Raw genomic sequence first — 14,130 nt, forward strand, 5'->3', positions numbered from 1 at the left:
ATGTACATCGAGCAAATTGGCGCCATCAGTGCATTAGGCCGTGGCAAACAAGCAACCCTAGATGCCTTAGCTTCAGGTGAAAGCAAGGGCATGGCTCGCTTAGGCGAGCCGCTTTACAGTGGCCGATTTGGCTGTGTGGCCAGTATTGTTGAAGAGTTACCGCCGGTGCCCACGTCATTCCGTCATTGGGATAATCGCAACAATCGCATAGCTGCGGCGTGCTTTGAGCAAATTCAGCAAGGTGTTGAGCGAGCGATAAGCTCGATGGGTGCTCATCGAATTGGGGTCGTGATCGGCACCAGCACCTGCGGTATTGCCGAAGGCGAAAAAGCCATTCGCCACTTTCAACAACATCGACAATTACCCGATGATTTCCAGTTCAGTCACCAAGACATTGGCAACAGTGCCGACTTTATAGCAAAGCTTGCTCAAGTTGACGGACCACGATTTTCTATTTCTACCGCTTGCTCTTCCGCTGCCAGAACCTTTATCTCGGCGCAAAAATTACTGCAAACCGGTGTGTGTGATGCGGTCATTTGCGGCGGTGTCGACAGTTATTGCGACCTGACCGTCAATGGTTTCGATGCGCTTGAGCAAGTCTCTAGCGATCCTTGTATGCCGTTTTCAAGCGAACGCCGTGGCATTAACATCGGCGAGGCTGGGGCCTTGTTTTTATGCACTCGTGAGCCAGCGGCCTTGTATTTGGCTGGCTGGGGCGAATCAGCCGAAGGGCATCATATGTCGGCTCCGTTGCCAAGCGGTGAAGGTGCTCAGCAAGCGATGCAGCAAGCATTGACCATGGCCAATCTAAGCGCCGCTGATATTGGCTATGTAAACGCCCACGGTACCGCCACACAACTGAACGATGCTATGGAGTCGAAAGCAATTTCAGAGCTGTTGGGTGATACCCCAGTGAGCTCAACGAAAGCGCTCACCGGGCATTGTTTAGGGGCGGCTGCGGCTATTGAAGCCGCCATTTGCTGCTGGAGTCTAGAACACCAAACGCTGCCGCAGCAATTTCCCCGGTCCAGCGAACTTGACCCAGAGTGCAGTCCAATCAACTTAGTGAAATCTGAGCAGGCGCTTACGGACAACTTCGTCATCTCAAACTCGTTTGCCTTTGGTGGCAATAATGCGGCGCTGATTTTTGGAGTAACTCGTGACTGAAGCTAACTATCCCCCCATTGAAGCCTTATTGCCACACAGTGCACCCATGATTTTGCTGGATGAAGTGTTGGACTGCAATGAGCAGGAAATATGCTGCGGTGTTACCATAAGCGAGCAAGGGGTATTTTACGATGTCCACAAGCAAGGGGTTGCCGCGCACGTGGGTATAGAGTTTATGGCGCAGGCAATAGGCGCCGCTGCTGGAATAAAAGCTCTGTCGACCGATAAGCCCATTCAGGTTGGACTGCTGCTGGGCGGCCGACGCTACCAAGATCAAGGTAAAGTATACCCGCTTGGCGCGGTGCTAAAGGTCTACGCCAAACAGGTGATGCTTGATGAGCACATGGGTGTTTATCAGTGTCGCATCGAATATCAAGGAGAGGTGGTGGCCAGTGCTCAGTTAAATACCTACCGGCCATCACAGCAAATGCTGGAAACGCTCAAAACACCAGCGTAATCGTAACTAGGAAGTGCTATGAAGCAAGTGTTAATCACAGGTGCTAGCAAAGGCTTAGGTCAAGCCATTGCCATTGAGCTCGCCGGCCAAGGTTTTTTGGTAGTGGCTCATTATGGCCGCGATAAAGCGGGTGCTGAACAGACTCAAGCGCAAATTCAAGCCGACGGTGGTCATTGTCGCATTTTGCAATTCGATGTTTCCGATAGAGCTCAGTGTAAGCAAGTCATTGATGCCGATATTGCCGAGCATGGCGCTTATTTTGGGGTGGTTTCCAACGCTGGAATTACTCGCGATACCGCCTTTCCAGCCATGACTGGAGAAGATTGGGACGATGTGATTCACACCAACCTTGACAGCTTTTATAACGTGATTCATCCGACCGTTATGCCTATGGTTGCTAACCGACAAGGTCGGATCATTGCCATGGCTTCTCTGTCGGGGCAAGTGGGTAATCGCGGCCAAGTGAATTATTCCGCCTCGAAGGCCGGCATTATTGGGGCCACCAAAGCCTTGGCCACCGAACTGGCCAGTAAGCGACGGGCGATTACGGTTAACTGCGTTGCGCCGGGATTAATTGATACCGGTATGGTTGAAGAGCACGTTAAACAGCATGTGCTGCCGGCCATTCCACTGCAGCGAATGGGCACGGCTAAAGAAGTGGCGGCGTTGGTGGCGTTCTTGTTAAGCCCTAATGCCGGCTATATTAATCGACAGGTGATTGGAATTAACGGAGGGTTGCATTAATGACTCATCGCGTTGTGGTAACCTCAATGGCGGGGATTACCTCTTTAGGTACCGACGTCGAGCAGGTGTTTAGCGCTTTGAAAAGCCGACAAAACGCTGTTCAGCGCATGCAAGACTGGCGCATTTACGATGGCCTTAAAACCCAGTTGGCAGCACCCATTAACGACTTCAGTTTGCCCAGTCATTATACCCGCAAGAAAATTCGTTCAATGAGCCGAGTTTCGAAACTGGCTACACGCGCCACCGAGCTGGCCCTTAGCGCCAACGGCTTGCTGGACGAAGCGGCACTCACCGACGGCTCAACCGGAATTTCCTACGGCAGTTGCAGCGGCAGCACCACAGAAGGCAACGCCTTTACCACCTTGTTGCGGGATCACAGCACCCGTGAAATGGACGCCAATACGTACGTCAAGATGATGTCTCACAGTGCCGCGGTTAATGCCGGGCTGTTCTTTGGTTTACGAGGGCGAGTGATTCCCACTTCATCGGCCTGTACCTCCAGCTCCCAAGGCATTGGCTACGGCTATGAAGCCATTAAATACGGCCAGCAGTTGGCCATGGTGTGCGGTGGCGCCGAGGAGCTGTGCCCAACCCAATCGGCGGTATTCGATACTCTATTTGCCACCAGTCAAAAAAACGATTCACCGAGCTTGACGCCGCGGCCTTACGACGCGGATCGTGACGGCTTAGTTATTGGCGAGGGTGCTGGCAGTTTCGTATTAGAAAATCTTGATTTCGCCTTAGCGCGCGGTGCTAAACCTATTGCTGAGCTGGTTGGCTTTGCCACCAATTGCGACGCGGCCCACGTGACTCAACCTCGCGCTGAGACCATGCAAAAATGCATCGAAATGGCGTTAGCCAATGCAAATTTGCCCGCATCAGCCATTGGTTATGTAAATGGCCATGGCACCGCTACCGAGTTGGGCGACATCGCCGAAACTCAAGCGACTTCAGCGGTATTTGGCAACGCCATGCCCATTTCAAGCCTTAAGAGTTATTTTGGCCATACTTTAGGGGCTTGCGGCGCCATAGAAGCTTGGCTGACCATAGAAATGATGCGTCGCGGTTGGTTTGCGCCGACGGTAAATTTGGACAATATCGATCCCCGTTGCGGGGAGCTGGATTACATCACGGCTGCAGGCAAAGCCATGGACGTCGAGTATGTGATGAGCAATAACTTTGCCTTTGGCGGCATTAATACATCACTCATCTTTAAAAGACTGGACTAATCGCTAACGGAGACTCGGTTGCCAGCGAGTCTCCATACCTTGCTCAGGATTGGCTGGAATTAGCCGCGCTAACATCAAAGAGCATAACGCAAAACCAGCACCCACGTAGAACACCGCCGCAGGTGATACTATCCAAACCATCCCCAGCAATACCGGAATGATCACCGCCGCAATGTGGTTGATGGTAAAGCTAATACCAGCAGTGGCTGCAATGTCCTCACGCTTAGCAATTTTCTGAAAGTAGGTTTTTATCGCCAGTGCCATGGCAAACAACAAGTGATCAATTACGTACAATGCTGCGGCAATAATGGCGGTATCCACCAAAGCGTAACTGACGAAGACTGCAATCAACCCCAGGTATTCAATGGTGAGCGCTCGTTGCTCACCGATGCGCCCGATGAAACGTCCAATGCGCTTGGCAAACAATAAATTAAACACATAGTTAATTAAAAACAGCGCTGTAATTTGACTGACGGAGTAGCCGAATTTTTCCACCATCATAAACCCGGCAAACACCATGAATATTTGGCGCCGAGCGCCAGAGAAAAACACCAACGCATAGTACAACCAGTATTGCTTGCGCAGAATCAGCTTTTGTTGTTGATTGGTGGTGCTTGGAAAGCGCGGAAAATAGAACCACAGTGCTAGGGTCAGTATGACCCCAAACCCGCCAATTAAGGCATAGGTGAGTTGATAATCCACCTGCAACCAAGACATTAACAGCCAAATGCTGGCATAGGCACTTAGGGCTGCAGCGGCTTTCCAAGCCAGGGCTTGCCCTAAAAAAGTGGCGGTTTCATTTTTATCAAGCCACTGTAAAGTCAGCGATTGGTTGACGGTTTCAAAGTAGTGAAAGCCAATGCTCATCAGTACCGTGGTTAAATAAAGACCAATAACGCTGGGAAAATAACCGGTAATGGCCACCCCGATGCAGGTTAAGCCTAACGCCAAAAAGGCAAAGGTTTGCTCTTTTAATACCAACAAAACAAACACCGCAGTGAAGGCTAAAAAGCCCGGCACTTCGCGCAAGCTTTGCAGCATGCCAATTTCTTCACCACTAAAGGCGGCCCGCTCGATAACAAAGTTGTTGAGCAACACTTGCCATACGGAAAACACCAATGACATGACGAAAATCATAAGCAGGAGCAGCTGTTTTTGTTGTTTCACAATGGCTCACTTTAGTTGGTTAGAGCTCCATATTAACCTGAATTGGTCAAACCGTGTCTACTTAAGCTAAGCTTAATTTAACGCACTGTACCTAAAGACTGGCATTAAACTGACAAAAATATGGGGAGAAACGGTATGATTATTCGAACGTTATTGCTCATTGGTCTGCTTTCAGGATGCGCCACCGCTCCAGATAATGCCGCTAGGGCGCCCATTCCTTTTGAAGATTCTGCATTTTTTCCCAAGCTGGACGTGGCGAACCGCCATCAAGCCACTCGTTTAGATAAAGCGCAAGCCAACGATCTTAAACTGCAGTTTAATCGCCACGGTGGCGAGTTGTTAGCGCACCAGTGGCTAGCCGAGCAACTGTCCGCTCAAAAGGGCCATTTCCAATATCAAGAACGGGTTTCAGAATTGCCTGCTAGCACCTATGAGGTTCGTGTCGGCAATTGTTTGTCACTGGTGTTGTTAACCGCGGCCATGGCGAAAGAGTTGGGCATTAAAGTGCGCTACCGAGAAGTAAAGGTGGATCCGATTTGGGATCGAGACTCGGGTTACCTGCTCATTAACGACCACATTAACATCGGATTGATGCCGGGCTTTATGCCAACCACCTATACCACCAGTCGCGATACGTTTGTGGTGGACTTTTTACCCACTCGTGCCATCGCCGGTTACCGGGTCAACTTTGTAACGGAAGACCAAGTGCTGTCGATGTTGTTCAATAATTTGGCGGCGGAGAATTTGATTGATGGCAATATTCGACCGGCCTATTGGATGGCGAAAGAGGCGCTCAGTTATGATGAGCACTCGACTCAGGCAATGAATACCCTTGCATTGGTTTATCGTCGCAGTGGTCTGGAAGAGCAAGCTGAATTTCTGTATCAGAGAGCCTTGTCATTAAACCAAGATGACTTAACATCGCTCAACAACTATTCGGTGTTACTGGCGGATCAAGGTCGCTTAACCGAATGGGCCGCTATCCATAAGCGGGTAGAGCTGAGTCGTTTGCGAAATCCCTATCACTTTTTTGACCAAGCGGAGCTAGCGTTTGCAAATAATGATTATCAGCGCGCTATCTATTATTACAACAAGGCGTTAGATAAAGCGGATTACCGCCATGAGTTTTACTTTGGACTGGCCAAATCCTATGCCCAAACGGGGGACCATTTAAAGGCAAAAGACAACCTCGCTAAAGCCTTGTCACTGTCTCAGGATGTGGATAATAAAAAACGCTACCAGTCGAAACTGGCAGCGTTTGCATCGCGACAATAGCATCAATTAAGCGTGGTAGCTTAGGCAATGGCTTACTTCATCGCGAGAGCCTAAGATAACGGCGACCCGCTGGTGGATACCGCTCGGTTCAATATCGAGAATGTTTTCATAACCGGTAGACGCTAAGCCATTGGCTTGCTCAACCAACATGGCCATTGGGTTGGCTTCGTACATTAAACGCAGCTTAAAGGGCTTATCTGGGTTCTTGTGGTCAGCCGGGTAAGTAAAGATACCGCCACGACTTAATACCCGATGCACATCGCCCACCATGGCAGCAATCCAACGCATGTTAAAGTTCTTTTCTCTTACCCCATTAGCCCCTTCGAGTAAGTCATTAATGTAGCCTTGCATCGGCGCTTGCCAGAATCGTTGGTTCGACATGTTAATGGCAAACTCCTGAGTTGTGGCTGGTATTTGCACCTGTGCTTCAAGCTGCAAGAAGGTTTGGCTGTTTGGGTCTAGGGTGTACATTTGAGTCCCCTGACCGGTGGACAGTGCCATAAGAGTGGAAGGACCATAAAGGGCATAACCCGCCGCTAATTGATTGCGGCCGCTTTGCAAAAAGCTGGCTTGGGTAAGCGTACCTTCCGGTGCCGGTAACACCGAAAATATAGTGCCAACTAAGCTGTTAATGTCGATGTTAGACGAGCCATCGAGCGGGTCAAAGCTCACTAAAAAACGACCGTCGCTGTGTAAGCTGACCACGTCATCTTCTTCCTCAGAAGCAATCCCTTTAACGCTAGGTAATTCTGCTAAGCGGCGTTTGATAAGGTCATTGGCAATGATGTCCAATTTCTTCTGGGTTTCCCCTTGCACGTTTTCAGAGCTTGCCACGCCTAACACGCCGGCCAAAGCGCCGCGGCGCACGTCATTACTGATTTCACAGCAAATATCGGCTAATAACTCGAGTAATTGGGAAAGTTCGGGATCGGTTTGTTGGTTTTGTAAGGCAGTTTGCAAGGATTGCATTGCGAATTCCTGTGGCCGTCAGTAGGTGAATGGTGCGCGGCTAATGATAGCGTAACCTAGGCCTGCCCGACAACTGAGCAGGCCTATAAATGTGTCGCGGTTAGCGTTTGCGTATCAGCACCACCACAATGGCAACCACCGCAAGAATCATGCAATAGAATGCTTGGCTTACGGCAGCCAGAGGCGAAATCAAAAACGCTGATGAGAGCAATAAAGCCTGAGCGCCATAGGGCAGCAGACCTTGCACGATACAGGCGAAAATATCCAAAATACTGGCGGCGCGCTTAGGGGCCACTTGATGCTGGGTCGCCAATTGCTTAGCAAGATCGCCCGCCACAATGATTGACACCGTGTTATTCGCAACACAGGTGTTGGTGAACGACACTAAGCCCGCCATACCAAGCTCTGCTGCACGAGTAGAGGCCTCACCTTGCTTTTTAGAAAAGCGAGCAATGAGCTTTTCAATGATGTTGGATACAAATGCCAGACCGCCTTGTTGCTGCATTAATGCCGCAAGTCCGCCAACCAGCATGGACAAAATGAAGATTTCCTGCATGTTGCCAAAACCGGCGTATACATCTTGGCCAAACTGAATGACACCATAGTCTGTGGTGGCGATGGCGCTCAGGCCCGCAAACAAAATCCCTGCGGTGAGCACCACAAATACGTTCACACCTGCTACCGCTAAAATCAAAATGGCGATGTAAGGCAAAACGCTTAATAGGTCATATTGCTGCGGCTCAATCACCGCCTCACCAGCGCTGGCAAAGCTGAAAATAAGCAGGGTGATAAGCGCTGCCGGTACCGCAAAAATTAGGTTTTCACGGAATTTATCGCGCATGTCGCAGCCTTGGGTGCGAGTCGAGGCGATGGTGGTGTCGCTAATAATGGACAAGTTATCCCCAAACATGGCGCCAGATAAAATGGCACCGGCCATCAAAGCGGGCTCAATCCCCGCTTGTTGAGCAACGCCCAGTGCAATGGGCGCAACCGCCGCTAGGGTTCCCATCGAGGTACCCATAGAGGTGGAAATGAAAGCGGCAATGATAAAGAAGCCCGGTAATAAAAACGCTGCTGGAATCAAGCTAAGACCCAGAGCTACGGTAGCGTCGACACCGCCGGTTGCTTTACCAACCGCGGCGAAAGCACCCGCCAGCAAGTAAATCAAACACATGGTGATGATGTTGTTGTGACCTATGCCATCAACAAAGGTGGCAATGGCATTATTGAGCTTTTGTTTGCTGAGAATGATCGCCAGTAATATTGCGGGCAATATCGCTACAACACTGGGCAGCTGATAAAAAGCGAAGTCCACGCCCTGGCTTTGAAAGTAAAGCCCTGCACCAATAAACAGAGTTAGAAAAACGCCCAAAGGCAATAAGGCCAGCGCCTTAGGAGTAGGTTGTTGAGATTGGCTCACAATTATCTCGCTTTCATGCAGTTAATGTTTGGCTAATTAAGTTGGCAAGATTATAAGAGTTCTTGCTAGTTTGTCAATCTAGACGTCCAGACGTTTTTGCTTCTAAATTGTTTTGCCGCATTACTTTGCTGGATAGTAAAGGCAATTCCTAGGTACAATAGCCAACAATTTCACCTTTTATGCAGTTGGATGAGGCTTAATGCACATACACATACTTGGAATTTGCGGAACCTTTATGGGCGGTTTGGCAATATTAGCCCGAAACATGGGACATAAAGTAACCGGCAGCGATGCCAATGTGTACCCGCCAATGAGCACTCAGCTGCAACAGCAAGGAATAGAGCTCATACAAGGCTTTGAGCCCAGTCAGCTTGATAGCAACCCCGATTTGGTGGTGATTGGTAACGCCATGAGCCGAGGTAACCCGTGCGTAGAAGCTGTGCTCAATCGCGGCCTCGCCTACACCAGTGGCCCAGAGTTCCTATCCCGTCATGTGTTGCAAAATCGCTGGGTATTAGCCGTCTCTGGCACCCATGGCAAAACCACCACCGCCAGCATGCTCGCCTGGATTTTGGAAAGTAGTGGTTACAAACCGGGCTTTCTGATTGGTGGTGTTCCGCAAAACTTTGGGGTTTCTGCTCGATTGGGTGAGTCGGATTTTTTTGTGGTGGAAGCGGACGAATACGATAGCGCCTTTTTCGATAAACGGTCCAAATTTGTGCACTATCGCCCCAAGACTCTGGTGATTAATAATTTGGAATTCGACCACGCCGATATTTTTGACGATTTAGGCGCCATTCAAAAACAATTCCATCATTTGCTGCGTATGATCCCTGAACTCGGTCAAGTCATTTATCCGGGTAATAGCGAAGCCATTGAGCAGGTTATCGACATGGGCTGCTGGAGCGAACAACAAGCCATTTCAGCCAAAGGTTGGCATTGTCGACTGCTGAACGAGGAGGGCAGTAAGCTGGCGATTTACCACCATGATGCTTTGCAAGGTGAGTTGCATTGGCAACAAATCGGCCAACACAATGCCGATAATGCCTTAATGGCGATTTTGGCCGCCCGTCATGTTGGTGTTGAGGTGGCGTCAGCTTGCCAAGCGTTAGCCGACTTTGCGCCACCTAAGCGTCGCCTAGAGCTGCTAGGAGAGCCAGCCGACATTAAGGTGTACGATGACTTTGCTCACCACCCAACCGCCATTGCCACCACTTTAGCCGGTATGCGGGCGAAAGTGGGGGATAAGCGGGTTATTGCCGTACTTGAGCCACGCTCTGCCACCATGAAGCGTGGCGTGCATCAGCACACCTTGGCGCAATCGGTGAACGATGCTGACTTGACCTTTGTGTATCAGCCGCCAGGCTTGGGGTGGGATTTAAGCCAGGCCATGGCCGATGCTCGTCCACCCACTCAAGTGTGCCAAGACGTTGATACCTTAGTGGAGCAAGTCGCACAAGCGGCCAACCCAACCGACAGCATCGTCATTATGAGTAACGGCGGCTTTGACGGACTGCATCAAAAATTATTAACGCGTTTGGAGCAATAGCATGACCCAGTCACACTCGCCAGAGCCCATTACCGTAGCGTATACCGGCGCATCCGGTGCGGGTTATGGCTTGCGCTTAGTGCAACAACTTTTGCTTCTAGGGCATCCGGTTTATTTAATGGTGTCCAGTGCCGCTCGGGTGGTGCTAAAAACGGAAGAACAGTTAGGCTTGTCGGCCAATCCTGAAAAAATGACCGAACAATTGAATCAATATTTTGGCACTGAGCCGGGACTGCTGCAGGTGTTTGCCAAAGAAGACTGGTTTTCGCCGGTTGCGTCAGGCTCATCCGCCCCTAAAAAGATGATCATTTGCCCGTGCAGCGCCGGTTCGCTCGCAGCCGTGGCCACCGGCATGAGCAACAACCTTATTGAACGAGCTGCTGATGTGGTGCTAAAAGAACGCGGACAGCTGATTTTAGTGCCGCGAGAAACGCCGTTTCACGCTATTCATCTGCAACACATGCTGACTCTCAGCCAATTAGGGGCAGTTATTATGCCGGCGGCACCGGGTTTTTATCATCAGCCTAAGCGTATTGAGGATCTAATCGACTTTATGGTGGCACGCATCATGGACCATCTGGGCATTAGCCAACAATTGATGGCACCGTGGGGCTACGCTAACAAACCTTTGGATGATGACTCCAAATCGTAACCTATTAATTAACAGTGACAGCAAAATCGATGACAACAGAATCAGTATTAGCGCTTGATATTCAAGGCTTAACCAAAACCTACAGTGGCGGAGTAAAAGCGCTTAAAGGCATAGACTTAAGCGTCAGCCAAGGCGACTTTTTTGCCTTGCTTGGCCCAAACGGTGCCGGAAAATCCACCAGCATTGGCATCATAAGCTCTTTGGTTCATCGCAGCAGCGGCAGCGTTAAGGTGTTTGGCTATGACATCAGTACTCACCTTGAAGATGCCAAACGCTGCATCGGTCTGGTACCGCAGGAGTTTAACTTTAATCAGTTTGAAACCGTGCAACAGATCGTGGTTAACCAAGCCGGTTATTACGGAGTGCCTCGGGCGCTGGCGCATGAGCGCGCAAAAACCTATTTAAGCCAGCTCGACTTGTGGGAAAAGCGTCATGCTCGAGCTCGCGAGCTCTCAGGCGGTATGAAACGCCGTTTGATGATAGCCAGAGCCTTAATGCACCAACCTAAGCTGCTCATTTTAGATGAGCCTACTGCGGGAGTAGACATTGAGCTGCGACGCAGTATGTGGGAATTTTTGCGCAAGATAAACCAAGAAGGGGTCACCATTATTTTGACTACCCATTATCTTGAAGAAGCGGAAATGCTGTGTCGCAACATTGGCATTATTGACCACGGCAGCTTGGTTGAGTGCACCAGCATGAAGTCACTGCTTAACAAATTGACCATTGAAACCTTCGTTTTAGACTTGCAAGCGCAGCCGCCTCAGTTTGACTTATCCGGCTTTACTTGGCGTCAACTTGATGAGGTCACTATTGAAGTGGATGTGGAAAAAGAATCTGGGCTCAACCCTGTATTCCAGCAGCTAACCGAACAAGGTGTGCAAGTATTGTCGATGCGAAACAAAGCCAACCGTTTAGAAGAGTTGTTTGTGCGTTTAGTGGAAGCAGGTAAGGGGAATGAGGCATGAGAGCCAGCTATTGGATTGCGTTTAAAAGCATCATAACCAAAGAAGTCACCCGGTTTACGCGGATTTGGGTGCAAACCATTTTACCGTCAGCCATTACCATGACTCTGTATTTCTTGATATTTGGTAACTTGATTGGCCGTCGAATTGGTGAAATGGGTGGCGTGAGTTATATGGAATTTATTGCGCCCGGCCTAATCATGATGGCCATTATTACCAACTCCTTTTCTAACGTGGCGTCGAGCTTCTTTAGTGCTAAGTTTCAGCGCAACCTCGAAGAGCTGTTGGTGGCGCCGGTGCCCAATTATGTGATTATTGCCGGCTACGTAGGCGGTGGCGTAGCTCGGGGCTTGCTGGTTGGCGCCATGGTCAGTTGTGTGGCCTTATTCTTTATTCCTATGCAAGTGCACAGCTTATTTATCATAGTGGCAACGGTCATCATGACCAGCGTGCTGTTTGCTTTGGCTGGTCTCATTAACGCGGTATTTGCCAACAGTTACGATGACATTTCGATAGTGCCCACCTTTGTATTAACACCATTAACCTATTTAGGCGGCGTGTTTTATTCATTGAGTTTGTTGCCGGACTTCTGGCAAGGGGTCTCGGCACTGAACCCAGTGGTTTACGTAATTAATGCGTTTCGCTATGGCTTTTTGGGGATCCACGACATCAGTGTGGTGACCTCATTTGCAGTGATCAGTGCCTTTATCGCGGTATTCTATGGCGTTGCTCATTACCTCATTAAACACGGTAAAGGGTTGCGCAGCTAAGGATGCAAACAAGCTAATGGCCGACAGTCGCATTATTGTTTCTAACCAGCAGGGCTTGCACGAACAGCTGGATGAGGTGGTGTTGAAGCATCTTCAACACCCATTTCAAAAGCCCTACGCTCAGCACACGCTGGATGAATTTGAGCGCATTAACGCCATTGTCCAAGCCAGTGAGCGCCCTCTGATAGTAGACTCCTGCTGTGGGGTGGGGGAGAGCACGGCTAACATCGCTCGCTTGCACCCTCAGGCCTTAGTCATTGGCTTAGACAAGTCCGCTTATCGAATTGGTAAACATCACGAGTATCAAGGCGAAGACGGCGAGTATTTATTGGCTCGGGTTGATCTGAATGATTTTTGGCGATTAGCGGTGGCGGCAAACTGGCAAGTGCACAAGCACTTCTTGCTGTACCCTAATCCGTGGCCGAAGTCTAAGCATCTGCAACGACGTTGGCACGGTGCAGCGGTGTTTCCAAGCTTGCTTGCATTGGGGGGAGCGCTTGAGCTTCGTAGTAATTGGCCGGTATACCTGCAAGAGTTTCAGCGGGCGTTAGAGCTCGCTGGGCACGCGAGCGAGTTGACTGAGCTCACCGTAGAGCAACCGTTGACGCCATTTGAGCGTAAGTACCAGGCCTCGGGTCAGGCGCTCTATCAGTTGCGTTGTGCGTTGGACGCCGAATCTTGAGATGGGATCGAGTGAGCGAGTAGCTCGTCACGGTAGTTTTCAAGGCGCACTATCATTAATAAATTGTCCGACACCAAGCCGTTATAATGCTGCTTAATGCCTAGCTGAGCTTTGGCGTAGGCGGCGTCGCTTTGGTTTTCTTCTTGCCAATAACGATGGCGCTCGAGACGTTTCAAATCGCTGTCTTTAAGCAAGTCAAAATAATCGTTTTCTTGTTGAATGCGAGATATCTCGGTGGAAATCATTTCCAACATTTTCTCTTTGCCCATGTTTTGGCTTTTCAGAAAATCCACCAAAGACACCAGCTTATCTTTCTGACTCTTGTCGTTTGAGGTTTCAAAGGTAAGCCCCTTAGCAAAGGTAATTTCACGTTCACGATAATCTTTAGGGCATGAGGTTTGGCTGAAGACGATTTTATCGTCCTTTATGCACTTATAAACCTGAGCACTGGCTTGGGCGCTCAGTAGCAATAAGGATAGGAACGGGACGATTGTGAGTTTTGCCATCCGCTGGCCACCTCTTTCGAACGTGAATTGGTATTTGGGTATAACAACTATTTAACCAGCATTTGCGCCGTTTGCATAGCGCAATAAAAAAGCCCCTAACTAGGGGCTTTAAAATTGAAACCTGAACAATAACTTAGGCCACTTGGACCGGAATCGCGTTGGAGGTGCGAACCATTTCATTGTCTTGGTTTAAGTACACCAAGCTAGGCTTATGGGTTTGCGCTTCTTGAGCGTCATACACGCCATAGGCACAAATGATCACGCGATCACCCGGTGACGCTTGGTGAGCGGCGGCACCGTTTACGGAAATAATGTGTGAACCACGTTCCGCTGAAATGGCGTAGGTGGTAAAACGCTTACCGTTATCAATGTTGTATATCTGAATCTGCTCATTCTCTAGAATGTTGGCAGCTTCGAGTAAATCTTGGTCAATGGCACACGAGCCTTCGTACTCTAGCTCGGCGTGAGTAACACGAGCTTGGTGCAGTTTGCCAATTAGCATAGTGCGTTGCATACAGCTAATTTCCTCGGTTTTGCAATGAATTCTGGCTTAAAAAAATCAGGGTGAACTATATATC

15 protein-coding genes are annotated in these 14,130 nt (G+C 49.6%); 10 read left to right on the top strand and 5 right to left on the bottom strand.

What is annotated here, in order from left to right; translation table 11 throughout:
- From CLC91_RS01975 to CLC91_RS01990, 4 genes are read left to right on the top strand one after another with little or no spacing between them, the layout of a single operon-like run.
- On the top strand, positions 1–1,167 hold the full coding sequence (locus tag CLC91_RS01975; protein WP_095497276.1) for a beta-ketoacyl-ACP synthase: 1,167 nt from the start codon (positions 1–3) through the stop codon (positions 1,165–1,167).
- Positions 1,160–1,624, top strand: coding sequence for an ApeP family dehydratase (locus CLC91_RS01980; protein ID WP_095497277.1), 465 nt, complete (start codon positions 1,160–1,162; stop codon positions 1,622–1,624). The genes CLC91_RS01975 and CLC91_RS01980 overlap by 8 nt, the downstream gene beginning before the upstream one ends.
- 18 nt (positions 1,625–1,642) lie before the next feature.
- A complete protein-coding gene (locus CLC91_RS01985; RefSeq protein ID WP_095497278.1) occupies positions 1,643–2,368 on the top strand; it encodes a 3-ketoacyl-ACP reductase FabG2 in 726 nt (241 codons plus the stop codon).
- Positions 2,368–3,597: a beta-ketoacyl-ACP synthase gene (locus CLC91_RS01990; RefSeq protein ID WP_095497279.1), complete on the top strand. Its 1,230-nt coding sequence runs from the start codon at positions 2,368–2,370 to the stop codon at positions 3,595–3,597. The genes CLC91_RS01985 and CLC91_RS01990 overlap by 1 nt, the downstream gene beginning before the upstream one ends.
- 3 nt (positions 3,598–3,600) lie before the next feature.
- Here CLC91_RS01990 and CLC91_RS01995 read toward each other — a convergent pair whose 3' ends face one another.
- Positions 3,601–4,734 carry an MFS transporter gene (locus CLC91_RS01995; protein ID WP_095497579.1) on the bottom strand — a complete coding sequence of 378 codons (1,134 nt, stop codon included), beginning with the start codon at positions 4,732–4,734 and terminating at the stop codon, positions 3,601–3,603.
- Between the two features lie 165 nt (positions 4,735–4,899).
- Here CLC91_RS01995 and CLC91_RS02000 point away from each other — a divergent pair, with 165 nt between their 5' ends.
- A complete protein-coding gene (locus tag CLC91_RS02000; RefSeq protein ID WP_095497280.1) occupies positions 4,900–6,039 on the top strand; it encodes a tetratricopeptide repeat protein in 1,140 nt (379 codons plus the stop codon).
- A gap of 6 nt (positions 6,040–6,045) precedes the next feature.
- Here CLC91_RS02000 and CLC91_RS02005 read toward each other — a convergent pair whose 3' ends face one another.
- Positions 6,046–7,008 carry a class 1 fructose-bisphosphatase gene (locus tag CLC91_RS02005; protein WP_095497281.1) on the bottom strand — a complete coding sequence of 321 codons (963 nt, stop codon included), beginning with the start codon at positions 7,006–7,008 and terminating at the stop codon, positions 6,046–6,048.
- A 100-nt stretch (positions 7,009–7,108) separates the two neighbouring features.
- Complete coding sequence (locus tag CLC91_RS02010) at positions 7,109–8,428, bottom strand: Na+/H+ antiporter NhaC family protein (RefSeq protein ID WP_233132552.1); 1,320 nt, start codon at positions 8,426–8,428, stop codon at positions 7,109–7,111.
- 199 nt (positions 8,429–8,627) lie between these two features.
- Here CLC91_RS02010 and mpl point away from each other — a divergent pair, with 199 nt between their 5' ends.
- From mpl to trmB, 5 genes are read left to right on the top strand one after another with little or no spacing between them, the layout of a single operon-like run.
- Positions 8,628–9,977: a UDP-N-acetylmuramate:L-alanyl-gamma-D-glutamyl-meso-diaminopimelate ligase gene (gene mpl, locus CLC91_RS02015; RefSeq protein WP_095497283.1), complete on the top strand. Its 1,350-nt coding sequence runs from the start codon at positions 8,628–8,630 to the stop codon at positions 9,975–9,977.
- Position 9,978: 1 nt separating this feature from the next.
- Positions 9,979–10,629 carry a flavin prenyltransferase UbiX gene (locus tag CLC91_RS02020; RefSeq protein WP_095497284.1) on the top strand — a complete coding sequence of 217 codons (651 nt, stop codon included), beginning with the start codon at positions 9,979–9,981 and terminating at the stop codon, positions 10,627–10,629.
- 29 nt (positions 10,630–10,658) lie between these two features.
- Positions 10,659–11,597, top strand: coding sequence for an ABC transporter ATP-binding protein (locus CLC91_RS02025; protein ID WP_095497285.1), 939 nt, complete (start codon positions 10,659–10,661; stop codon positions 11,595–11,597).
- Positions 11,594–12,364: an ABC transporter permease gene (locus CLC91_RS02030; RefSeq protein WP_095497286.1), complete on the top strand. Its 771-nt coding sequence runs from the start codon at positions 11,594–11,596 to the stop codon at positions 12,362–12,364. Before CLC91_RS02025 ends, CLC91_RS02030 begins: the two co-directional genes overlap by 4 nt.
- A gap of 16 nt (positions 12,365–12,380) precedes the next feature.
- Complete coding sequence (trmB, locus tag CLC91_RS02035) at positions 12,381–13,046, top strand: tRNA (guanine(46)-N(7))-methyltransferase TrmB (RefSeq protein WP_095497287.1); 666 nt, start codon at positions 12,381–12,383, stop codon at positions 13,044–13,046.
- On the opposite strand, the gene CLC91_RS02040 is transcribed toward trmB, so the two are convergent.
- Positions 13,013–13,552 (bottom strand): hypothetical protein, encoded by a 540-nt coding sequence (locus tag CLC91_RS02040; RefSeq protein ID WP_095497288.1) that lies wholly within the window; start codon positions 13,550–13,552, stop codon positions 13,013–13,015. The two genes, trmB and CLC91_RS02040, sit on opposite strands and share 34 nt — an antisense overlap.
- A 133-nt stretch (positions 13,553–13,685) precedes the next feature.
- Positions 13,686–14,066: an aspartate 1-decarboxylase gene (panD, locus tag CLC91_RS02045; RefSeq protein WP_095497289.1), complete on the bottom strand. Its 381-nt coding sequence runs from the start codon at positions 14,064–14,066 to the stop codon at positions 13,686–13,688.
- Positions 14,067–14,130 lie beyond the last annotated feature (64 nt).

The organism is Paraferrimonas haliotis (assembly GCF_002282895.1).
Classification (GTDB): domain Bacteria; phylum Pseudomonadota; class Gammaproteobacteria; order Enterobacterales; family Shewanellaceae; genus Paraferrimonas; species Paraferrimonas haliotis.

What these genes read in the sequence shown, in the direction of transcription:
- CLC91_RS02040 (WP_095497288.1), bottom strand. Translation starts at nt 13,552, where the DNA reads ATGGCAAAACTCACAATCGTCCCGTTCCTATCCTTATTGCTACTGAGC.
- CLC91_RS01975 (WP_095497276.1), top strand. Translation starts at nt 1, where the DNA reads ATGTACATCGAGCAAATTGGCGCCATCAGTGCATTAGGCCGTGGCAAA.
- CLC91_RS01990 (WP_095497279.1), top strand. Translation starts at nt 2,368, where the DNA reads ATGACTCATCGCGTTGTGGTAACCTCAATGGCGGGGATTACCTCTTTA.
- CLC91_RS02005 (WP_095497281.1), bottom strand. Translation starts at nt 7,008, where the DNA reads ATGCAATCCTTGCAAACTGCCTTACAAAACCAACAAACCGATCCCGAA.
- CLC91_RS01985 (WP_095497278.1), top strand. Translation starts at nt 1,643, where the DNA reads ATGAAGCAAGTGTTAATCACAGGTGCTAGCAAAGGCTTAGGTCAAGCC.
- panD (WP_095497289.1), bottom strand. Translation starts at nt 14,066, where the DNA reads ATGCAACGCACTATGCTAATTGGCAAACTGCACCAAGCTCGTGTTACT.
- mpl (WP_095497283.1), top strand. Translation starts at nt 8,628, where the DNA reads ATGCACATACACATACTTGGAATTTGCGGAACCTTTATGGGCGGTTTG.
- CLC91_RS01995 (WP_095497579.1), bottom strand. Translation starts at nt 4,734, where the DNA reads ATGATTTTCGTCATGTCATTGGTGTTTTCCGTATGGCAAGTGTTGCTC.
- CLC91_RS02000 (WP_095497280.1), top strand. Translation starts at nt 4,900, where the DNA reads ATGATTATTCGAACGTTATTGCTCATTGGTCTGCTTTCAGGATGCGCC.
- trmB (WP_095497287.1), top strand. Translation starts at nt 12,381, where the DNA reads ATGGCCGACAGTCGCATTATTGTTTCTAACCAGCAGGGCTTGCACGAA.
- CLC91_RS02020 (WP_095497284.1), top strand. Translation starts at nt 9,979, where the DNA reads ATGACCCAGTCACACTCGCCAGAGCCCATTACCGTAGCGTATACCGGC.
- CLC91_RS02025 (WP_095497285.1), top strand. Translation starts at nt 10,659, where the DNA reads ATGACAACAGAATCAGTATTAGCGCTTGATATTCAAGGCTTAACCAAA.
- CLC91_RS02030 (WP_095497286.1), top strand. Translation starts at nt 11,594, where the DNA reads ATGAGAGCCAGCTATTGGATTGCGTTTAAAAGCATCATAACCAAAGAA.